Genomic DNA, 19,806 nt, shown 5'->3' on the forward strand with positions numbered 1-19,806 from the left:
GCCAAAACTGTTCGCAATCCCTTAGTTCAGCAAAAAATCGCCAAGAGCACATTTGTACTCTTTCGGTGTTTTGCCTGACTCGCTCTGCCAGATCAGCCGCCAGACGAAATCGATAAACCCGGGCTCAGTTTGTTTCCCGTCCTCCCGTGCCGGATCCGAGATGCTGAAACTTGGCGCATGGATGCACACCGCTGCCACCTGCCGAGTGTTGCCCATGAACGTGACCGCCTCCACCGCCTGCAGATCACCGAAGCCCAGGAAGGCCGGCCGAAGTCGTGCCTTCACAGCGGCAGTTCTGCTCCTCGCGACCGAGCAGTGCCTGGCACTGACCACCCCGACCATCATCGCCTCCGTCACTTCGCTGCAGTGCCTGGAATACCGGGTCGTCGGCATCTGCTACTGGCTGCTGTGCACGCCGTTCGGCTGCACGGTGCGCACCTCGCCGAAGGTTCGGCACTTCATTCCTGAACTGGTGGTGTCGAGCTACGCCGACACCGGGGGCAATCCCTGGAGCGAGATGTCCGCACTGTCGATGCAGACGTCAGCATCCCAAGGCGGTGGCAACCTCATAACGCCTTCGCCGCAGCGCGATAACCTGCCTCGGTTCAAGAATGTCGACGGCATCGGGCACCCCGGCGGGGCTGCCCTGACGGCAATGGCGCACACGTTCGGCTATGCGTGCCCCAGCGGCGCCGTGCCGTTTGCGCCCTACTACCTCAGTACGCTCGACCCGCTGGCGTGGCGCCAGGCCATCCCCGAATCCATCTACCCGCAAGCACTGGTCCCAGGACTGCGCGAGATCGGCTATCAGGCACTCGGCGACACGTGGGGTAGCGTCTACCCACGCCACGGTTTTCTGGTGCAGCCCGACGACTTCAAGGCCGGTGCCGTGATGGCTCAGCGCGCCAGCGATTTCATCACTCGCGTTGGCCAGCCGCACGTCTATCGACCGCTGCAGCCGATGCCCGCTCCCGGCTACTGGCCCCCGCAGCCGGTGCTGGAAAACAACGTCAACAACCACCGCTGGCAGTTGCTCGTCCCTTTGATTCAGAACACCTGCGCCATCTTCCCCAGCCCAACGATCCAGAGCGCCGACGGCGCCTATGCCTGGTCGCTGTGGCGGCCCTACCGCTGTTGCCAGCGCATGGGCCAGACCTTCCTGTTCAGCATCGACTTTGACGGAGGCCAATGATGAAGACCCTCTCGCTCGGTTTGCTGTGCTTCCTCGTCTATGCCGTGGGCCATGCTGCCGAGAACGGCTACCACCTCGGCGACCAGGCCGAGGTCCTGGACGACCGGGTGATGTACACCATCGGCGGTGGTTCGGCGGCCGGCGCCCCCTCCTCGCTCTACCGACCCAATGGCCTTGGCGTGGGCATGTCTTGGCGCGCCAACATGATGTGCGGAAACATGAACCTCTCGAACACCCTGCAGAACCAGCTCAATGGCGCCACCCAGGGTTTCCAGCAGATCATGGGCAACGTCATCCAGAACGCCACACAGGCGGTGATGTCGCTGCCGGCGATGATCATCCAGCGCGCCAACCCCGGGCTGTATGAGCTGCTGAGCAATGGGGTGCTGCAGGGACGGATCGATTTTGATCGTTCCAAGCTCACCTGCCAGGCAATGGCGGCGAAGATGGCTGACAAAGTTGACCAGGCCGGCTGGGGTGCGCTGGCGCAGAACCAGGAGATGCAGCACAACCTCGAACAGTCCGGCGGAGACGCCGTGATGGCGGTGAAGGACACCGAATCGAACAACGGCAACAACGGCGTCAGCTGGGTCGGCGGGCAAAAAGCCGGTGGGAACGGTCAGCAGCCCATCCGGGTGACGTCGGACGTGGTCAAGGCCGGCTACAACCTGCTGCACAACAGAGCGGTCGGGGATACCTCAGCTCTTGGCTCGAGTTGCCAGAATGGCGCCATCTGCCAAGCCTGGTCGAGTCCCGCAGAGTCCTCCGAGTGGGCGACGCGCGTGCTCGGGGAAACCGAGGTGAAGACCTGCGACGACTGCGAGACGCTGCGGGTAACCGCCGGTACCGGGCTGTCGCCGCTGATCCAGGAAACCTACACGGAAAACCTTGAAGGCTTGCAACGCATGGTTTCAGGCGCCGAGCAGCCAACACCGGAGAACCTCGGTAAAGTCTCCAGCCCGTTGTTGCAGGTCTCTCGCGGTGTCATTGAGGGGCTACGCGACGACCCCGACCAAAACTTGCTCGCCCGGCGCTTGGCCAGCGAGACCGCGCTGTCCAGCGTGATCTACAAAGCGATGCTGTTACAGCGCACGCTGTTTGCCGGCAGCCACGAGCCCAATGTGGCCTCGGCGCAGCCCGCCACCAGCGCCCTCAACGGCAACGTCGAAACCCTCGAACGCGAGATCCGCCTGCTGCAAACCGAGCTACAGGTACGCCAGTCGCTGGCCACCAACACCGCCAGCCTGGTCCTCGATCGCCACGCCGGCGGCGCCGATGCCTCGCGCAACATCAATCAGCGCGATCCGGAGCCGGATCGTCTGCGCCGAGCCGAACAGGAGAGGAGTACTCCATGATCTCGTTTTCGGTGAGTTCCACGCTCGCGCGTGTACTGATGATCCTCGGCGCCACGCTGGGCATTTTGTTGATTGCCTGGATGGCGCTGCACCTGTCTGTGGCCCAGTTGAATTGGCTCGAACCGGCACGAGCGACAACGCCGTACTTCGCGTGTTGGCGCGCGCTCTTGTACACCCTGATTTTTGCCGGTTGGGCCGCAGCACTGCGCATGCAACCCACCCCTGCAGATCAGCAACGGTTGAAGCGCCTAGGCTTAATCGGCTTCAGCTCGATCATCCTGGTCGAACTGTCTCGCGTGTGAGGTGCAGACATGAACATGAGCACCAATAGCTATCTCGAGTATTACCTTTCGCTGCTGGCCTGGATCATCAATAACGGCATCTGGAACACATTGGCGGACACCGGGCTGTTCGCCGCTCCGTTCGGCGCGATCATCCTGCAGGAATGGCTATCGGCCCGTCAGCAAGGCGCCGACGAGGGCAACAAGGGGCTGTTGTCGATCCCACGCGTCGAGAACCGGCTGTGGATGAGCTACGTGGTTATATTGTTTGGCTGCATGCCGTTATTTCCGCTCAACCTGTCCTCCGTGAGCTTTGACGATGCTGCGAGCCAGCGGTGTGGCGTATCCATGGCCAAACCTGCGGATACGGCTTGGGGCACAACCTTCAACACCATCGGCGAGAAGTCAGCGAACGTGCCGGTGTGGTGGTTCCTGGTGCATGCCATGAGCAAAGGCATCACCGCCGCCGCGACCGCATCGATCCCCTGCGCACCTGACATCCGTGCGATGCGCATGGAGATCGACAGCTCGCGGATCAACGACCAGATACTGCTGCAGGAGGTCGCCGACTTCACCCGAGACTGCTACGGCTTTTCGCGCTCAAGGCTCTTTACCAATCGGCCCGATTTGGACGAATCCCAGAGCTACGACGCGTCCTGGATTGGCTCGACCTACCTACTCAACACACCGGGCTACTACGATACCGATCGCTCGCGAATGCCCAGGGTCGATTGGCCATACGACGAGACGAGAGATACCTCTCTGCCCCAGCTCGACAACGGTGCTGGTTATCCCACCTGCAAGCAGTGGTGGGGTGATGCCACAGTCGGACTGCGCGATCGACTGGTGGCCGAGGTCGATCCTTCGCTGATGTCGCAACTGCGGGGCTGGCTGACTGGGCGCACTTCCACCGAAATCGAAGACGCTACCTTGCGAGAGCTAGTGAGCCCGCGACAACAGTCATTGAGCATGGCACCCGGGCAGGTGTTCCAGGACTACGGCAGCAGCGCCCGGGGCGGTTCATTGACGCAAGGTCTCAATAACCTGGCCACCAACACCGGCTTGGCCCTGGGCTCGTTCAGCAACTTCCCGGCAATGAATGCCTTGCGTGCAGCCTTACCGATGGTTCAGGCCTTCCTGATCATGGGCACAATAATCAGCTTGCCACTGGTGCTGCTGATCAGCACCTACCAGCTCAAGGCGCTCATGACGATCACTTTCGCACTGTTCACTCTCCACATGCTCACGTTCTGGTGGGAACTGGCGCGCTGGGTCGACTCGAGCATGCTGGAAACGTTGTACAACCAAGTCTCCGCCACCGACCAGGCGCTCCTGTCGTTACCGACGGCAGGATTCATGGACGGAACGGTGACCGCGCAGGTCATCGAGTACGTGATGGGAGCTATGTTTGTGTTGTTACCAATGTTTTTTATTGGTGCGATGAGTTGGGCAGGATATAACGTTGGAAGTGGTATTCAAACACTTCTCACTCGTGGAACAGAGGGCGCTCAGACACAAGCAGCAAGAGGCACCTCACAGATTATGAGCGGCGGCCAGAAATTTAAATGAGACATTATCTTAGCGACCCATATTCGTCATACAGCTCTGGATATTTGTGCTGATGTCGAGGGTGACTAACCTCATGCACTCCGGGTTCATCGTTATCAGGTGCACTGATAGGCAGTGCCGTCATGATCCACATAGCAACGATTCCCATCGCCAATGCAAGCGCGACAGACGCAACTGCAAGGATGAACGCTAACTTGAACAGTCGCATACCAACCAGGCGATACTTGAGCGGGACAGATGCCAAAATTCTGGATTCTAAAACTCTCGTTTCGAGTCGGCGCACCATTCGCCCGGTTCCTACCGCAGCGGAAATAAAAAACTTGCCGATGCGGGTCCGACCGGAACTGGAAGAAGCTAGAGTCGACATTTGATCACCTCCCTAGCCGTCACTTCGCTCAAAGCTGAGCCGCTACAGCTAATTTGGATCCAAGCTTTAGCTTACTCCTGTGCCGCTGATTTCAATGACCGTTGATCACCTGGAACACGCCGATTATCGCCAGTGGCGCTCAGCGGACCTGCACCTGAAACTCATACGAATAGCACCATTGACGCCAGGTCAGTTCGCTTGTTAAACCAGTTGTGCAATCGCTGGTTTTCCAGCACCCCAGGTAGCCATAACCTTTGAGGCTACGTCACGCACGTGATGGTTATCCCCAAATGCGATTCGCGTTCGGCAGCTCGCATGGTCACCGTCCCCGGTGATGAACGCCTTCCAATCCCCCATAGCTCATTGAGCCTGCGTCATTGACGCCCCCAAACCCAATCCATACCAGTGCTGGGAATTCTCCCGCATGGGTGGCATTCCTCCGCACCTTCTGGAGGATCTCATCATGCTGCGTTTCACAGGCACTGAACTTCACGCCGTGTTAGCAGAGGCCGGTATCAACGGTTGCAGAGTAATATTGGTCAAAGACCACGGCGTCTACCTCATGTCAGAGGTTGGCGAAAGCAAAGCGGATGGCGGTGGGCGTAAACGCGTGGCCTATGCAACCGGTTGCAACCCTGCCGTCGACGACTTCGACACCTGGTGGAACCGCGCCCGCGATGAATTCGGCGGCGATGATTTTGCCGAGTACTTTGACATCAATGATCCCGTTCTCGCCAGCCTTCGCGGTACTGCAGGATCGCTAGTGGTGGAGGCCACCTCCACCCACCTGTACCTGGCCGCCGAGGTTGACCCTGCGGGAAAACCTTGAACGCAAAAGCGAGCACCTCGCGCTTCCCGAGAGGCACCTAACTGGCCTCTCAGGAAGCGTTTCGCACTACGTTCAGACTGACCGGAGACCGCCGCTGGTCAGGAACTCAAGGCCGATAGTCTTCCTTGGAACGCCCTGGATAGACCCGTTCAAAAGAGGTGAGGACCGGAGATTGACCCCACATTCAGGCGCGTTTTAATGGACGGATGCTCCCTGCTCGGCGGGTTGATCGGATCGGGCAAATCCACACCAAACCTCAGAAAGGTGACGCGGAACCTGCTAACCGGAGGCTACCATGTCCAGGATAAATCACCTCTCCACTGCCATTGTGCTGAGCCCAGGTGTCTGGCGACAGTTCATTGAACCTGCCACAGGCGAGGAGCCGGTGGGACAGTCCGCACTGCGCTTGGCAGAACTACTCAATAGCGCGCTGACGTCTGCACCGCTTGCCTTGCACCATCCCGTAGCACTGCAGCTCGACCTGCAGAGCAACGGCACTTCAGTAGTTGCCCATTTGCCGCAGCTTCAGCTGGCTCGCGTCACACCACACAGCGGCCCGGCTTTTTTGCTGGTCCGACTGCCAGATGAGAGCGCGGTAGACATCGCCGCCCTCTGACCCACTCAGCACCGTCGCAGCCTCCTCTACCCCCACCGGGAACCCTTCCCGGCCGGGCAGCGTTCCCCCCTTCACGACCGGAGAACGTAATGTCCGATATCTACCTAGACGTCACCAACAAGATCGTCAGTGCCCTGAGCCAAGGCGTGATTCCCTGGATCAAACCTTGGACCACCGCAGGTTCGAGCGCTGACTCTCCATTTCCCATCAATGCCATTACCCGGCGGCCCTACGCCGGCATCAACGTTCCACTCTTGTGGGCTGAGGCCCGCCTGCGAGGGTTCACCCAGGATCGCTGGCTGACCTTCAATCAGGCACGCAAGGCTGGCGGCCATGTGCGCAAGGGCGAGCAATCCACCCTCGCGGTGCTATACAAACCGATGAGCAAGGAGGCGCATGACGAGGACGGCCAGGTCGTTCGCGATGAACAGGGCAACATCAAACTGGTGCAGTTCGCACTCCTGCGCACGCACTGCCTGTTCAACATCGAGCAGACCGAAGGCTTGCCTGACGAGGAGCCAGCCTTCGACGAGCACACTGAACCCGCGACCTTCATCAATCATGAACCGGCCGAGCAACTGCTGGTCGCCAGCGGGGCGCGTATCGAGCATCGCTACAGCGATGACGCGTTCTATCAGCCGATTCGTGATCTGATCCAACTGCCAACGAAGGCGCAGTTCGAAGACGTCGGCAGCTACTACGCAACGGCGCTGCATGAGCTGACGCACTGGTCGGGCCACCGTACTCGTCTGAACCGTGAAGGTATCACCGGCGGGCATGCATTCGGCTCCACGGCGTATGCGTTCGAGGAGCTGGTCGCAGAAATGGGCGCCGCGTTTCTCTGTGCACTCACCGGTACCCAGGGTGAGCTGCGTCATGAGGAATACCTGGCGTCCTGGCTTAAGATACTCAAGGAAGACAAACGAGCCATTTTCCGTGCCAGTGGTCAGGCCCGGGAAGCCTCTGAGTACCTGTTGGCGTTGCAGTCTGATCAAACCACGGAGACGCCAGCTCGTCTCACCGCGTGATTCCACCCACCAACAAAAAGGCCCCGATCCGGGGCCTTTATTTTGCCGCGCGACTTTTTCCGCTGTCAGCAAGTAAGTGATTACTGTACCCAGCTCTCAACGGTGTCCGAGCCGTGCTCCTGCTTCCACTGCTTAAGGATCTTGTGGTTGCCGCCCTTGGTTTCCACAATCTCACCGCTCTGCGGATGCTTGTAGCGTTTCACCTCGCGAGGCTTGCGCTGGCTGCTGCTGGACGCACTCACGGTCGGTACGCTCAGGCCCTTGGCCGGATCCAGAATGCTGATCACCTGGCGCAAGCCCATACCGTACTGTTCCAGCAACGCTTTGAGTTTCTGTTCAAACTCGATTTCCTGCTTCAAACCGGAGTCGTTTTTCATGGCATCCAGCTGTTGCAGCTGCGCGGCCAGTTGCGCTTCCAGTGCTTTGAACTCGGCAAGTTTGGACATGAATGATGTTCCTAGGTGTGGGACAAGTGCTGGGATAATAACTGAGACTGCGGATTTAGCCGAGGGTTTACTTAAAGCGCACGCGCTCTTGCGAGATGCCGGTAAAAACGACCTCGCCTGGTTACTCAATCAGACAAGTGCTGACACAGGTGCGCCACAAGTTGCCTTGGGTTTGCGCTGTTCCCGACTTTGAACAAAATATCGCGCTGGCTGCGGGGCAGTTTTTTCGCACAGCGCTTGGCTGCAGATCGGATGGCCGCATCCGTGCCATGAATCCGATCGGCCAATAACACGACCAATACCGCATCACTCAACGTCATCCGCGCCCCTGCTCTAGCAATCATGCTGGGCAGTCTACCCCCTGAACAAAGGGTCCGCTATTCCGATAGGCTGCCGATCCCGATGTGCCTGGCTTCGAATTATCACACGCGCAAAAAAGGCCAAGGCGGTAAAGGGTAACGGCGGCAATGGAAGGGGGCGCAAGGGTAAGAGCTCTATCCGAAAAGGGAAAAGGACCTTCCGAACGAACAGCAGGTCATGCGATGAAACGCTGGTGGTTAACATTTCAAAAAGGTGAGGCGGCAGAGCCCCCTCCCACGCCCATCGCCGAGGGCATCATACTCCCCCGGTCGGCCGAATCTCTACTCGCCGCCGATCACCGGAGAAAGCTGCTCGAACGCATCTGGCAGTACACGGCCCTCTCCGAAGCGCAGTTTGATCGGCTCTACCTCGAGCCCATTCGCCGCTACGCCAGCTTCGTACAGCAACTCCCGGCGAGCGAAAGCCATCATCACGCCTATCCCGGGGGCATGCTCGATCACGGGTTGGAGCTGGTGGCGTGCAGCCTGAAACTACGACAGTCCTACCTCCTCCCCAGTGGCGCAGCACCGGAAGACCAGGCCGCACAGGCCGACGCGTGGAGCGCCGCGATCGCGTACGGTGCCCTGCTCCATGATATCGGCAAAATCGCGGTAGACCTGCAGGTCGAGTATCAGAATGCCGAACGCTGGCACCCCTGGCACGGCCCGCTGAACCAGCCCTACCGTTTCCGCTACCACCCAGGCCGCGATTACAAGCTGCACGGCGCCGCAGCGGGGTTGCTCTATACGCAGATCCTATCGCCCGCCCTGCTCGACTGGCTCAGCGATTACCCCGAATTGTGGAGTCAATTGCTGTTTCTGCTCGCCGACCACTACGAGCACGCTGGGACACTCGGGGAATTGGTGCTGCAGGCTGACCGTGTCTCCACCGCGCAAAACATCGGTGGCAATCCTGCGAAGGCTTTGCAGGCGCCCAAGCACTCCCTGCAGCACCACTTGCTAACGGGACTGCGCCATCTGGTGAAGAACGAGTTCAAGCTCAACCAGCCCGGCGCGGCCGGCTGGCTCACCGAAGACCACCTGTGGCTGGTCAGCAAGACCACGACCGACAAACTACGCGCGCACCTACTGGCTCAGGCTGTGGACGGTATCCCCTCCTCCAACATCGCCTTGTTCGATGAACTGCAGTCACATGGACTGGTGGAAGCGACACCGGAAGGCAAGGCGGTTTGGAACGCCATTGTCACGGACGGTGACTGGCAGCATCGCTTCACCTTCCTCCGTCTGCAGCCGAACCTGGTCTGGGCCGATGAGCTCCGACCTGAATACTTCAGTGGCACGGTTGAGGCGACGATGGACCCACCCCTGACCGGTGAAGCCGGGGAGTCGGCCCTGGGTAGGCCGCAAATTGCAGCAGTAGAACAACAGCCTACCACTGTGCCGCTGACTCAGGATATCGACTACCTCGACGATCTGGTGGACATGTTGCAGGGGCCAGCCGAGCTCGAGGATGGACCGGTTGCGGAAAGCTTCCAACCTACCACTTCGCCCGACCCAAACGACGCGGGATTAGCCTTTATGAAGTGGCTGCGCGAAGGCATTCACAGTCATCGCTTAGTAGTCAACGACAGCAAGGCCAAGGTCCACACCGTGGACGGCACCTTCTTCTTGGTCACGCCGGGCATTTTCCAACGCTACGCTGCTGAGCACCCAGACTTGGCCGAAGCAGATCGTAAGAGCGATGCCTGGCGGCGCATCCAAAGACAATTTGAGAAGCTGGATGTTCATCTGAAAAGACCTGATGGACAGAATATTTGGGGTTGCAGCGTACGAGGCCCGCGGCGAGCCTCGTCGCTTAACGGCTACATCTTGCGTGATTTCAACCTCCTAGGCATGCCGCCTCCTTCAAATAACCCGTTCCTGTCGCTACGACATCCGACGCCCTGAGTATCTTCGTCTGTTAACAGCCAGTCGATCGTGAGCTGGCGCAATATACCCCGCCAGCAAGAATGAAAGCATTTGCAGATAAGCCCCAGCAGGCGCCGGCCGGGCACAGACAATGCCCCACGAACAGAGCCACCGATTCACCGGCCAGGTGGGCCGCCGATGCGGGGTTGATCCACTTTGAGTGAACAAACCTGCTAAGAAATCCACCGAGAGTGGAAAATTAAATAGCAATACTGTTTGTCTGCCCCAAAAAACAGAATTCCTGTTCACGATGTGTGGATTCAATACACGTAAAGTGTATTTTTTACATATTGTAAAATCACTCCCCGGACATTGAACCCCTTGTAGATCGTGGCCTCCAGCGATTTTCTAATAAATTGCTTGCCCATCAAGATTTTCTCGCTAGAGTATTCTCCACACGAATCAGATCCATAGGTTATCCAAAAGGCCGGCCTCGCTGCGCACTTTTTAAATCAACTGGGGAGCCCGCTAGTGGGAGAGTGGTCGAAAAGTATTGGTGAGCACGGGGAAGACATTGTCTTCTCTTTCCTGAAATTCATCGGTTGGAAAGCAGCCGTCCGAGGCATTGACGTCAGCTGCATACACCCTGATGGGCACAAGAAAACGGCATCAGCATCCGAGCGGACAAGCCACGGGATTGACTACGTGTACACGGCCCAGTCTCCCCTAGAGGATGGCGTCCTCAAGCACCTCTGTATCTCGTCGAAATTTTCGACCAAGGCCTATCTCCGCCCCTTGGGGAGCACTTTCAAGAGCCATTTCAGCGACCTGGCCACAGCCATTGAGTGCTTCAAACGGTCAGCGCAGAAAAAACAGCTCAATGGTGGCTATACTGGGATCAGCGCGGAGGTCGTAGCGGGCGTGTTGTTCTGGATCAACGGTGAGGACGTCAAAGATTTTGATGCCGTATCTGAGGTTGCGTCCAGCAAGAAGCTGGAGGATTCCAACTTCGGCACCATCTATGTGGTCGACAACCGACGCGCCTGCTTCCTGTACGAGGCCATCTCGTACATGCGCAACACATACGGCGCCGCCAACGTTAGATTCCTCTACCCTTCCACTGGCAAGAATGTTGACCCCTCCCACCGCATAGCTGCCGGTGACGTACTGCCCGCTGAGTACCTCACAAGCGGGATCATTCCCTTCTTCGTTCAAGTAGGTGATGCGAAGAGCTTAGCCATCTGCTGCGACGATGAATTTAGCGAAGAAGGTCTGCGCCGGCTCATCGGCTATTTGTCTTCGGTAGCGTTGGACTTCCCGCAGAAGGTGGTCATCGCGTTCCCTGATTACAATTTCGGTGATCATAGCCGCCAGGCTGCGCTAGCAAAGGGATCTATCGCCAACAAGCACTTTGCCGAACTTGTTGAAGTGGTCAGCTACCGTTCGGATTTTAGGGGTATTGCATAATGCATCTGGATGATGAAAATGCGATCTTGCCTCAGGGCGAAAATCTTAGGGCCTATCTCGTCCAACCGTTTGTGTCCAAGGGCGATCTAAAGCATCTGCTCCGCCGTCGCGGCGTCTTTATGTCACAACAGGATAAGGAACAAAGTATCCCCTCGCTGACGCTTTCACTACTCAAGCCCAGCGAGTTCGTGGAACTGCAGCAGCTGTACACTGCGAAAGAAGACAACCCTAAGATCACAACGCAGATCATCGAGTGGTCGGGTACTGAAACCTTGATCAGCAGTATCCCCGACGACATCGACATCAACAAAGTGCTGGATCTTGATTTCAAAAATTTCAAAGTCTTGAACGCTCCCAGCTTCTACCCTGCTCCTAACAGCGGCGACGCCATACGCATGGATTTTGAAATCGAGCGCCTGGATCGATCCAAGAGCTGGGCTGATTCGCACAAGCGGTTCAAAGCTTCAATCGAAATCCAGAAGAGCAAAGACAAAGACGAGCTGATCATTATCAGTACCCATACCGCCCCAGAGACAAAGCAAACGAACCGGGCTATATCAAGGCATCTGATCAACCACTTCAAACTTGAGGGCCAGATCGCTCAGAAGGCCAAGGTGCGGCAAATCCGTTTTCGCGACTTCACGAATGCAAAGCGGTTTGACTATCTATTGGGGCTCACGCGCGATAGCAGACACTCGTCTATCACCTTCAAAGAGGTGGTGGACATCGGCCTAGTGCCAGACGAAGACCACACCCTGCCGGAGCAGTTGGAATGGATGGAGGAGCGGATTCGGGGGCTGGATTTGCGCGGCACTGGCCTTGAGGACTCCGACTTTTTAAGCAACCTCGCCTACCGGCCTTGCCTACTGATCCATCGCCTCGACGCCAAATTCAGGTTCAGTCTCTCCGGCATGGACGGCCACTGCGTCATTTCACTCGGCTTCCCCGACTTCAACAATGGTCATAATCGGGATAGTGAAATCGAACTGCGTATTAAAAAAATTGACTTCGATGAGCCTCGCCGCAGCTTGGATAAGAACGAAGCCAAGCAAACGATCCTCAAAGAGCTCGAATTTGAAAAGATCGAAACATTCAAAAAGCTCGCCAACCTCGAAGAGACTGCGTAGCGCAAGCAAAACCATTCCACATTAAGCACAGCGTGGGGCTTTTGCTCCGCGCAGCTGGATTATCTGCTCTCTATCTGCTGAATTCGTACTGATCCAACTGTCGACGAAGAAATGGCTCGTGCAAAATCGTTGAGAAGGAGAAGGTCAGCTTAACCATGAGGCAGGTGATAGTCCTGAAAAAAGCCACCCGACCTCAAGGGATGTCGAATGGCTTTTTACACAAGCTGTCAGGTAGCTCAGGAGCAAAGGGCCCAAGCCACCCTAGGACTAGCATCAACCGACTTCTTCAAGCTCTTCGATTGCCGTCCACTCAAGGCAATTTGCTGGCTTCGGTTTAGAGGCATCAAGCAGATAATCCAGGAGAGACTTCACCTTCTCGGCTGATTCTGCATCCTCTTGGATGCGGACAAACGCTCGGTATGGCTTTTCGTCCTTAGATTCCTTGCCAAACAACGCCGTTTCGAAACATGTCCGGCACGCAACGAGCCGGACACGACCCTCTGCGTTGTCGAGATTCAGCACTGAGGCGATGGTTCCATTCATACCCCAAGCCGGGTTGCCCTTGCCAGCAACCGTGAGCGGGCTGTCGGTATCGTGCAGGATCGTAAACTGCTTGGAGAACTGCAGAAGAACCTTTGCCAGGGATGGAATGATTCCTTTGCCGCGAGCCCGAATGATCTGGACGTCCTTGTACTCGTCTATGTACATGTCCCGGATGATCGAGAACGCCGTGTACTCAGTGTCGCCCTCTACGATGATCTGTCTGCCACCGAAGAAGAACTCGTTCACGTAGGGATCGCAAACGTTGAGCATCTTGAGATTTTTCTTGTCGTCATTATCCAGCTTGGCTCGGGTGGGCCTGTAGAGCGTCGTGCTCTCCACTTCGTTGCCCTCTCCACGATAGACCCGAACGATAGTGGTGTTGTCCTTGGACAGATCAATGAAAATCGGTGAGTGCGAAGTAATCATCACCTGCCAGTTACCCGTCTGCGGCAGATCGTAAAGCACTGCTCTGGCCTCCCGGATGGCAGAGGGATGCAGGCAAATCTCAGGCTCATCCAGAAGCAGGACATGCGGCCTCGTACCCTCGCTATCCTTCGCCTCGGACAGGTACTTCAAGGCAGCCCATAACAGCGTTCGACGAGCGCCGCTCCCCTGGTTGGCAATACCTGACAGGTAGCCATCCTTCGGGCCCATCAGCAGGTCGGCAGTGGTTTTGAATGGGGTGTAGGCCTTTTCGATGTCCAACTCAGGTTTGGCATCAAACTTCACATGGTGGTTCGGGAACAGCCGGTCAAGATACTTGGTGATCTCAGACTCGATGGACGTGACCTCTGCCTCAGTCGCTTCCACAGCTTTAGTCTGGAGCTCTTTGATCTTCTCGATGACAAGTTCGTAGTCAGAAAGCGCTTGAGTGGGATCCGACTTGATCTGTTGGACACGCTCTTTGAGCAAGGAGCTGATCAGGTTGACGATCTCATTCGCTTGGGCGTCTGGTGAAGCAAATGCATCAATGCGATGGGGACGCGGACGTTTGGCGTTAGCCACGTTCGGAGCCCCCCAAGGCACTTGGGCATCCCAGTCACCCTTTTGCACATCGAAGCCTTGCCGTACCGGATCCCTAGCCGGGCTGTCCCAGATCCAGCGCTCGCGGATTAAAAACTCTCCATTGGCCTGCACGTCGACCCACCTATCCCCTGGCGCATTGCTGAAGACGATGGTCTGTAGCTCAATGGTTGGGAGCGCATCCCTGTCGACCTCTCCATTGGGAAAGTCACTGATGCTGAGCTTGCCTGCGGTAGATCCATGAGACATTACGATTTCATAGGCTCGCAAGATACTGCTCTTGCCAGCGTTGTTCGCACCAACCAGTACAACGATGTCATCCAGCTCGATCTCTACCGGGATTGAGCCAATTGAACGAAAATTTTGGATGATGAGTTTATGCAGTCTTGGTCGAGGTGTGCCTTCTTCAATCAGTGAAACAATTTCAGCTACTGCGGGCTTCTTGGCCATACACAAATCCCTGTAATCGTAATTTGATACCCAAGACTGCTGGACTTTGGGCCAGGCTAATATCATCGCCGCCATCAAGCATGTCAATATGACATCATTGCAAATGTTTTCGGCATTTTACCGGCACCGAATAAATGCTGAGGACGTTTACAGCGAGTGACCACGGGGCAAAATCTACCTCTCCCCCTACCATCAATAAGCTTCCAGCTTGAGTTCCCTGATCAGAGGCAAGCGGAGCGCACAGGTCAGGAAAGCCGACGGCGTGAAGGATGTCAGCCCGAGAGGGCCGAGACTGGGCGGGGCGCTAAACCCCGGTTTAGGACAGCCAGGACGCTGACAGCGAGAATGCAACGCCTGCTGATCAGGGAAAGCAAGTCCGTGAAACGCGAGCCTGCCTCAAAAACTTGAGACCGCTGGGCAGAAAATTCCAGGGAAGCACACTGAGAGCCATCACCCAAAGTATGGGCTAGGGTATGGGCTGAAAACGAGCAGACACAAAAAAACCCTGAAATATCAGGGCTTTAATGAAAATTAGTGGCGGAAGCGTAGAAATCTGTGCTGTCGGGCTGAAATTCAGAATACAGCGTTCAGTTCAGCGCCGCTGCCTCATTCAGGCTCATCGAGTTGGTTTCAGGGGCGTACATCTGGTTCAAGGGCTTGGCCACTGTGGCAGCTGTCATACACCACGCGCCCTGACGCTTCAGGAAAAATCGTTGGATGAACGAGATCCGACCTATCTTGCAGGAGGCCAGCTCATCGATGGCTGGGTTGCCATCAGCCTCCGCGGCAATGCCCCGGACGGCTTGGGAGGGTAGAGCGAAGAGGACATCGTCCAAATACTGCGCAACGGTCGCAATGCGCATTTCTCGTCCATAGGCGCCATGAACAACGTCATTCAGCACAGTGGGCAATACTTGACCGATCAAGACCTGACCGCCATCGCCTTGTACTTGAAGTCGCTTCCGGCAACCACAGGATCCAACCAGGTAGCATTCGAGCCGAACGACACGTCAGCCAAGGCGCTCTGGTCTGGCGAATCGCCAAACCGTGGCGCCGAGATCTACGTAGACAACTGCGCGGCGTGCCACCGCGCCGATGGCCAAGGCTACAAGGAGGTGTTCCCACGACTGGCAGGTAACCCATCAGTACTTTCCGAGGATCCAAGCTCAATGATCCGGGTGATATTGAGTGGAGGCAGATTGCCTTCCACGCAACAAGCGCCCTCCGACCTTGTAATGCCTGATTTCCCCTGGCGATTGGACGATCAGGAAGCTGCACAGCTTGTTACGTTCATCCGCAACAGTTGGGGTAACAAAGCTTCAGCCGTGACGACGAATGCGCTCACCAAGGTGCGAGAAGCGATTGCTGAAGAGCACCACGGGCTGGTCAGCGACGCTCAAAAAAATGTGAAGCACTGAATGCAAGGTAGGAGCTACTTCGGTGGCTCCTACCTTGCATTCCACCACTCTGGCAAAAGTAACGCCCCCTAGACCGCCAGCGCTCTTTCTCGCAGCTCGCTGTTGAGAATGCGGTCGTTCTCGCTGTAGTCGACCGGGCAGTCGATCACGTGCACGCCCGGGGTCTTGATGCAGTGCTCGAGCAGCGGCAGGAAGGCTTCGGCGCTTTCCACGCGGTGACCGTTGGCACCGTAGGCTTCGGCGTATTTGACGAAGTCCGGGTTGCCGTAGTCCAGGCCGAAATCGGTGAAGCCCATGTTGGCCTGCTTCCAGCGGATCATGCCGTAGCCGTCGTCACGCAGGATCACCACGGTGATGTGCATACCCAGACGTACCGCGGTTTCCAGTTCCTGGCTGTTCATCATGAAGCCGCCGTCGCCACATACCGAGATCACCGGGCGGTCCGGGTACACCAGGTGCGAAGCCATGGCCGATGGCAGGCCGGCACCCATGGTTGCCAGGGCATTGTCCAGCAGTACGGTATTCGGCTTATGCGCCTTGTAGTTGCGCGCGAACCAGATTTTGTAGATGCCGTTGTCCAGGGCGACGATGCCTTCGGACGGCAGGGCGCGACGGATGTCGGCGACCATGCGCTGCGGGTAGACCGGGAAGCGGTTGTCGTCGGCGCCTTCGATGATCTGCGCTTCGTTGGCTTCACGGATGGCCATCAGGCGGGTGAAGTCCCAGTGGCTGGTGTCGGTCAGCGCTTCGCTGATCTGCCAGACGGCGTTGGCGATGTCGCCGATCACTTCCACCTGCGGGAAGTACACCGCATCGACTTCAGCCGAACGGAAGCTCACGTGAATCACTTCGGTGCCGCCACGCACCATGAAGAACGGCGGCTTCTCGATCACGTCGTGGCCGATGTTGACGATCAGGTCGGCGGCCTCTACGGCGCGGTGCACGAAGTCACCGGACGACAGCGCGGCGTTGCCGAGGAAGCGCGGGTGACGCTCGTCGACCACACCTTTACCCATCTGGGTGGTGATGAACGGGATGCCGGTCTTGTCGATCAGTTGCTTGAGGACCTTGGCGGTCATCTTGCGGTTGGCGCCGGCGCCGATCACCAGGATCGGGCTGCGGGCCTTCTTCAGTTTCTCGACGGCAGCTTCGATGGCCACGTGCTCGGCCAGCGGACGGCGATGCAAGCTGCGCGGGATCGGCAGCGCGTCGGTCTGCTCGGCGGCGATGTCTTCCGGCAGTTCCAGGTGCACGGCCCCCGGCTTTTCTTCTTCCGCCAGGCGAAACGCTTCACGCATGCGCGCCGGGATGTTGTCGGCCGAGGCGAACTGGTGGGTGTACTTGGTGATCGGCGCCATCATGCCGCACACGTCGATGATCTGGAAACGGCCCTGCTTGGACTTCTTGATCGGCTTCTGGCCGGTGATCATCAGCATCGGCATGCCGCCGAGATACGCGTAGGCGCTCGCAGTTACCAGGTTGGTCGCGCCAGGGCCCAGGGTCGACAGGCTGACGCCGGTCTTGCCGGTCAGGCGGCCATAGGTGGCGGCCATGAAACCTGCGGATTGCTCGTGGCGGGTCAGTACCAGCTTGATTTTCGATTTGCGCAGGGATTCCAGCAGGTCGAGGTTTTCCTCGCCCGGGATACCGAACACGTACTCGACACCTTCGTTTTCCAGGCATTGCACAACGACATCGGCGGCCTTGGCCATTTTACTTCGTACCTCGGGTCTTGCTTCGGATTGGAGATCACATCGCCCGCCAGGCAGGCGATCGGGTTCAGTCAGCGTGGGGCGCTGACATCGGTCTGCCCGGTGGCCAGCAACGCGCCTCGGACAAAGCCACTGCTCAGGCTGCGCTCAACGAAATCACGCACATATGCCGCGGCGGCATCATTGCCCCTGGGCACCGCCATGGCTTGGCGGATAGCCGTGAAGGCGCCATCCAGCACCCGGTAGCGCGCATCACCGTCGGCCACTTTCTGCAGGGGCTGGCGAACCCCGGCAGCTGCGTCCAGGCCTTGGTCGATAAACAGGTCGACGGCGCCGGCCGAGGTCTCGGCGCGTATCAACTCGGCATGTTCAAGCGTACGGCTCAGGTACAGGTCGTAAGCAGCCCCTTTGCCGACAGCCAGACGCAGGCCGGCAGCATCCAGCTGGTCGACGCTGGCGAACGGCGCATCTTGCTTGACCAGGTAAGTCCCCTCGATCAGCACATAGGGCTCGCTGAAGAAGATCTGCGCTTCGCGGACCGGTTCGATGGCCAAGAAGGCCAGGTTCCATGCTCCCTCCTCCAGCGCGGCGAAGACTTTGCCGGCAGCATCGAAGGTTCGCATGTTCAGGGTGACGCCGAGTTCTTCGGCCAGTGCCTTGGCCAGGGCGACCGAGACGCCCTGGGGCTCGCCGTCGGGGCCGCGCTGAGCGAGAACCGGGTTGCCGAAGTTGATGGCGGCGGTAAGGGTGCCGTAGGGGGCCAGTTCGGCCAGGAGGGCTGAGGTGATTGGGGTGGACATTGGATTCTCCGTTGTCGGTGAGGGCCCTATCGCCGGCAAGCCGGCTCCTACAGGAGCCGGTTTGAGCCGCGAATGGGCCTCACCAGATGGGCAAGGTGTACGACACGATCAAGCGGTTCTCATCGGCACTGCGGGCAAAGTTGGAGCGGTACGCCGCATTACGCCAGCGAATGCCCACGTTCTTCAATGCCCCCGACTGGAACACGTAGGCGATATCGGTGTTGCGTTCCCACTCGCGACCTTCCTCGCTGTTGGTGGCGGGGTCGGCGTGGTCGCCTTTGACGTAGCGGGTCATGAAGGTAAGGCCAGGGATGCCGATGGCGGCAAAATTGTAGTCATAGCGCAACTGCCAGGAGCGCTCGCCAGGCTCGGCAAAGTCGTTGAGTTGGATGTAGTTGGTGAGATAAGGGTCGGTGCCGTTCAGGAACGGCATCGATGTATCGCCATTCATTTTCTGTAACCCCAGACCAAAGGCGTGGCCACCCAGGCTGTAGGTGAACATGCCGCTCAACGCGCCGCTGTCGATGGCACCGCCCTGGGCGTTGCCCGCATCGTCGCTGAGCATGTAGCGCAGGTCGCTCTTGAGCTTGCCCGGGCCGATGCTCCAGCTGTGATTGATGCCGAAGAAGTTCTGCCGGTAAACGTCCTGCAGCTCGGCGTACTGGTAGCTCAGGGTCAACGTCTTGCTCAGCGCATAGTCGGCGCCGCCGATCCAGTAGTCATCCCCTTCCACCGCACCGACAAAGCGCCGGTTCTTGTTGTTGAGGGAGATCTTCTGCGCATCGGTGGAGTCGCGGTCCGTCATGCGGTTGAAGCGTGCGCCGGTAAAAGTCAGGCCGTCGATTTCGCTACTGGTCAGCAGGCCGCCCTCGAAGGTCTGCGGTAGGATGCGCCCGGTGTTGGCCTGCACGGTAGGCAGCTTGGGGATCACGGTGCCGTACTTGAGCTCGCTCTGCGACACCTTGACCTTGGCGGTCAGACCCAGTCGGCTGAATTCATCTGCCGCACGACCGTCATCGTGGACCGGCAAGAGGCCGGTGCCGGCACGGTCGGGGCTTGAATCAAGCTTGATGCCGAGCATGCCCAGCGCATCGAGGCCGAAGCCGACGGTGCCCGGCGTGTAGCCGGAGCGAAAGTCCAGCAGGAAACCCTGGGCCCACTCTTCGCGTTTGGACTGCCCGCTGCCATCGCGAAAATCGCGGTTCAGGTAATAGTTCTGCATCTGCAGGTTGAGCTTGCTGTCTTCAACGAAGCTCTCGGCACTGGCAGCGCCAGCGATCATGCAGGAAGACAGGGTGACAAGGGTACGCAGGATGTTCTTGTTGTTGTGCATCTGGCGATTTCCATCTGGTTGG

The 19,806-nt window shown here is 58.1% G+C and carries 20 protein-coding genes; 11 read left to right on the forward strand and 9 right to left on the reverse strand.

Annotation, left to right across the window (positions count from 1 at the left end):
• Window positions 1-21: 21 nt before the first annotated feature.
• Complete coding sequence (locus N430_RS24035) at window positions 22-216, reverse strand: hypothetical protein (RefSeq protein ID WP_110639310.1); 195 nt, start codon at window positions 214-216, stop codon at window positions 22-24.
• Here N430_RS24035 and N430_RS24040 point away from each other — a divergent pair.
• From N430_RS24040 to N430_RS24055, 4 genes are read left to right on the forward strand one after another with little or no spacing between them, the layout of a single operon-like run.
• Window positions 215-1,192: a TIGR03756 family integrating conjugative element protein gene (locus N430_RS24040; RefSeq protein ID WP_110639309.1), complete on the forward strand. Its 978-nt coding sequence runs from the start codon at window positions 215-217 to the stop codon at window positions 1,190-1,192. The genes N430_RS24035 and N430_RS24040 overlap by 2 nt on opposite strands.
• Window positions 1,192-2,547, forward strand: a complete 1,356-nt coding sequence (locus tag N430_RS24045) for an integrating conjugative element protein (RefSeq protein ID WP_110639308.1) — start codon at window positions 1,192-1,194, stop codon at window positions 2,545-2,547. Before N430_RS24040 ends, N430_RS24045 begins: the two co-directional genes overlap by 1 nt.
• Window positions 2,544-2,849 carry a hypothetical protein gene (locus N430_RS24050; RefSeq protein WP_110639307.1) on the forward strand — a complete coding sequence of 102 codons (306 nt, stop codon included), beginning with the start codon at window positions 2,544-2,546 and terminating at the stop codon, window positions 2,847-2,849. Before N430_RS24045 ends, N430_RS24050 begins: the two co-directional genes overlap by 4 nt.
• Before the next feature lie 9 nt (window positions 2,850-2,858).
• Complete coding sequence (locus N430_RS24055; protein WP_110639306.1) at window positions 2,859-4,397, forward strand: conjugal transfer protein TraG N-terminal domain-containing protein; 1,539 nt, start codon at window positions 2,859-2,861, stop codon at window positions 4,395-4,397.
• Window positions 4,398-4,401: 4 nt separating this feature from the next.
• Here N430_RS24055 and N430_RS24060 read toward each other — a convergent pair whose 3' ends face one another.
• Window positions 4,402-4,764: a hypothetical protein gene (locus N430_RS24060; RefSeq protein ID WP_110639305.1), complete on the reverse strand. Its 363-nt coding sequence runs from the start codon at window positions 4,762-4,764 to the stop codon at window positions 4,402-4,404.
• A 463-nt stretch (window positions 4,765-5,227) separates the two neighbouring features.
• Here N430_RS24060 and N430_RS24065 point away from each other — a divergent pair, with 463 nt between their 5' ends.
• From N430_RS24065 to N430_RS24075, 3 genes are all read left to right on the forward strand, one after another.
• Window positions 5,228-5,593 carry a DUF3085 domain-containing protein gene (locus N430_RS24065; RefSeq protein ID WP_110639353.1) on the forward strand — a complete coding sequence of 122 codons (366 nt, stop codon included), beginning with the start codon at window positions 5,228-5,230 and terminating at the stop codon, window positions 5,591-5,593.
• Window positions 5,594-5,888: 295 nt separating this feature from the next.
• Window positions 5,889-6,209 carry a hypothetical protein gene (locus N430_RS24070; protein WP_256592179.1) on the forward strand — a complete coding sequence of 107 codons (321 nt, stop codon included), beginning with the start codon at window positions 5,889-5,891 and terminating at the stop codon, window positions 6,207-6,209.
• A gap of 89 nt (window positions 6,210-6,298) precedes the next feature.
• Window positions 6,299-7,237 carry an ArdC family protein gene (locus N430_RS24075; RefSeq protein WP_110639304.1) on the forward strand — a complete coding sequence of 313 codons (939 nt, stop codon included), beginning with the start codon at window positions 6,299-6,301 and terminating at the stop codon, window positions 7,235-7,237.
• Window positions 7,238-7,317: 80 nt separating this feature from the next.
• Here the strand turns inward: N430_RS24075 and N430_RS24080 are convergent, their stop codons facing one another.
• Together N430_RS24080 and N430_RS24085 are read right to left on the reverse strand one after the other, a co-directional pair.
• Window positions 7,318-7,683, reverse strand: a complete 366-nt coding sequence (locus N430_RS24080) for a histone-like nucleoid-structuring protein, MvaT/MvaU family (protein ID WP_110639303.1) — start codon at window positions 7,681-7,683, stop codon at window positions 7,318-7,320.
• Between the two features lie 125 nt (window positions 7,684-7,808).
• The gene (locus N430_RS24085) at window positions 7,809-8,003 is read right to left on the reverse strand and encodes a hypothetical protein (RefSeq protein WP_082426382.1); all 195 of its coding nucleotides are present in this window, start codon (window positions 8,001-8,003) and stop codon (window positions 7,809-7,811) included.
• Between the two features lie 222 nt (window positions 8,004-8,225).
• On the opposite strand from N430_RS24085, the gene mobH reads away from it, so the two are divergent.
• The 3 genes from mobH to N430_RS24100 all read left to right on the forward strand — a co-directional run bounded on the left by mobH (window position 8,226) and on the right by N430_RS24100 (window position 12,505).
• Entirely contained in the window at window positions 8,226-9,950 is a 1,725-nt protein-coding gene (gene mobH / locus N430_RS24090) for a MobH family relaxase (protein ID WP_110639302.1), read from the forward strand.
• A 492-nt stretch (window positions 9,951-10,442) separates the two neighbouring features.
• Window positions 10,443-11,378: a hypothetical protein gene (locus N430_RS24095; protein ID WP_110639301.1), complete on the forward strand. Its 936-nt coding sequence runs from the start codon at window positions 10,443-10,445 to the stop codon at window positions 11,376-11,378.
• Window positions 11,378-12,505, forward strand: coding sequence for a hypothetical protein (locus tag N430_RS24100; RefSeq protein WP_110639300.1), 1,128 nt, complete (start codon window positions 11,378-11,380; stop codon window positions 12,503-12,505). Before N430_RS24095 ends, N430_RS24100 begins: the two co-directional genes overlap by 1 nt.
• Window positions 12,506-12,778: 273 nt before the next feature.
• Here N430_RS24100 and N430_RS24105 read toward each other — a convergent pair whose 3' ends face one another.
• Complete coding sequence (locus N430_RS24105) at window positions 12,779-14,521, reverse strand: ATP-dependent endonuclease (RefSeq protein WP_110639351.1); 1,743 nt, start codon at window positions 14,519-14,521, stop codon at window positions 12,779-12,781.
• 587 nt (window positions 14,522-15,108) lie between these two features.
• Window positions 15,109-15,384 carry a hypothetical protein gene (locus tag N430_RS24110; RefSeq protein WP_110639299.1) on the reverse strand — a complete coding sequence of 92 codons (276 nt, stop codon included), beginning with the start codon at window positions 15,382-15,384 and terminating at the stop codon, window positions 15,109-15,111.
• An 18-nt stretch (window positions 15,385-15,402) separates the two neighbouring features.
• Between N430_RS24110 and N430_RS24115 the strand changes: the two genes are divergently transcribed.
• Window positions 15,403-15,939, forward strand: a complete 537-nt coding sequence (locus N430_RS24115) for a cytochrome c (RefSeq protein WP_110639298.1) — start codon at window positions 15,403-15,405, stop codon at window positions 15,937-15,939.
• Between the two features lie 68 nt (window positions 15,940-16,007).
• Here the strand turns inward: N430_RS24115 and N430_RS24120 are convergent, their stop codons facing one another.
• The 3 genes from N430_RS24120 to N430_RS24130 all read right to left on the reverse strand — a co-directional run bounded on the left by N430_RS24120 (window position 16,008) and on the right by N430_RS24130 (window position 19,784).
• Complete coding sequence (locus N430_RS24120; protein WP_110639297.1) at window positions 16,008-17,651, reverse strand: acetolactate synthase large subunit; 1,644 nt, start codon at window positions 17,649-17,651, stop codon at window positions 16,008-16,010.
• Window positions 17,652-17,722: 71 nt separating this feature from the next.
• Window positions 17,723-18,451 (reverse strand): transporter substrate-binding domain-containing protein, encoded by a 729-nt coding sequence (locus tag N430_RS24125; protein WP_110639296.1) that lies wholly within the window; start codon window positions 18,449-18,451, stop codon window positions 17,723-17,725.
• A 79-nt stretch (window positions 18,452-18,530) separates the two neighbouring features.
• A complete protein-coding gene (locus N430_RS24130) occupies window positions 18,531-19,784 on the reverse strand; it encodes an OprD family porin (RefSeq protein ID WP_110639295.1) in 1,254 nt (417 codons plus the stop codon).
• Between the last annotated feature and the right edge of the window lie 22 nt (window positions 19,785-19,806).

It is taken from the genome of Pseudomonas sp. CC120222-01a, from assembly GCF_003097235.1.
Taxonomy (GTDB): Bacteria; Pseudomonadota; Gammaproteobacteria; order Pseudomonadales; family Pseudomonadaceae; genus Aquipseudomonas.

Excerpts from the sequence above, each read along its gene's own strand:
- N430_RS24040 (WP_110639309.1), top strand. The coding sequence starts at position 215 with ATGAACGTGACCGCCTCCACCGCCTGCAGATCACCGAAGCCCAGGAAG.
- N430_RS24035 (WP_110639310.1), bottom strand. The coding sequence starts at position 216 with ATGGGCAACACTCGGCAGGTGGCAGCGGTGTGCATCCATGCGCCAAGT.
- N430_RS24045 (WP_110639308.1), top strand. The coding sequence starts at position 1,192 with ATGAAGACCCTCTCGCTCGGTTTGCTGTGCTTCCTCGTCTATGCCGTG.
- N430_RS24050 (WP_110639307.1), top strand. The coding sequence starts at position 2,544 with ATGATCTCGTTTTCGGTGAGTTCCACGCTCGCGCGTGTACTGATGATC.
- N430_RS24055 (WP_110639306.1), top strand. The coding sequence starts at position 2,859 with ATGAACATGAGCACCAATAGCTATCTCGAGTATTACCTTTCGCTGCTG.
- N430_RS24060 (WP_110639305.1), bottom strand. The coding sequence starts at position 4,764 with ATGTCGACTCTAGCTTCTTCCAGTTCCGGTCGGACCCGCATCGGCAAG.
- N430_RS24065 (WP_110639353.1), top strand. The coding sequence starts at position 5,228 with ATGCTGCGTTTCACAGGCACTGAACTTCACGCCGTGTTAGCAGAGGCC.
- N430_RS24070 (WP_256592179.1), top strand. The coding sequence starts at position 5,889 with ATGTCCAGGATAAATCACCTCTCCACTGCCATTGTGCTGAGCCCAGGT.
- N430_RS24075 (WP_110639304.1), top strand. The coding sequence starts at position 6,299 with ATGTCCGATATCTACCTAGACGTCACCAACAAGATCGTCAGTGCCCTG.
- N430_RS24080 (WP_110639303.1), bottom strand. The coding sequence starts at position 7,683 with ATGTCCAAACTTGCCGAGTTCAAAGCACTGGAAGCGCAACTGGCCGCG.
- N430_RS24085 (WP_082426382.1), bottom strand. The coding sequence starts at position 8,003 with ATGACGTTGAGTGATGCGGTATTGGTCGTGTTATTGGCCGATCGGATT.
- mobH (WP_110639302.1), top strand. The coding sequence starts at position 8,226 with ATGAAACGCTGGTGGTTAACATTTCAAAAAGGTGAGGCGGCAGAGCCC.
- N430_RS24100 (WP_110639300.1), top strand. The coding sequence starts at position 11,378 with ATGCATCTGGATGATGAAAATGCGATCTTGCCTCAGGGCGAAAATCTT.
- N430_RS24105 (WP_110639351.1), bottom strand. The coding sequence starts at position 14,521 with ATGGCCAAGAAGCCCGCAGTAGCTGAAATTGTTTCACTGATTGAAGAA.
- N430_RS24110 (WP_110639299.1), bottom strand. The coding sequence starts at position 15,384 with ATGCGCATTGCGACCGTTGCGCAGTATTTGGACGATGTCCTCTTCGCT.
- N430_RS24115 (WP_110639298.1), top strand. The coding sequence starts at position 15,403 with ATGAACAACGTCATTCAGCACAGTGGGCAATACTTGACCGATCAAGAC.
- N430_RS24120 (WP_110639297.1), bottom strand. The coding sequence starts at position 17,651 with ATGGCCAAGGCCGCCGATGTCGTTGTGCAATGCCTGGAAAACGAAGGT.
- N430_RS24125 (WP_110639296.1), bottom strand. The coding sequence starts at position 18,451 with ATGTCCACCCCAATCACCTCAGCCCTCCTGGCCGAACTGGCCCCCTAC.
- N430_RS24130 (WP_110639295.1), bottom strand. The coding sequence starts at position 19,784 with ATGCACAACAACAAGAACATCCTGCGTACCCTTGTCACCCTGTCTTCC.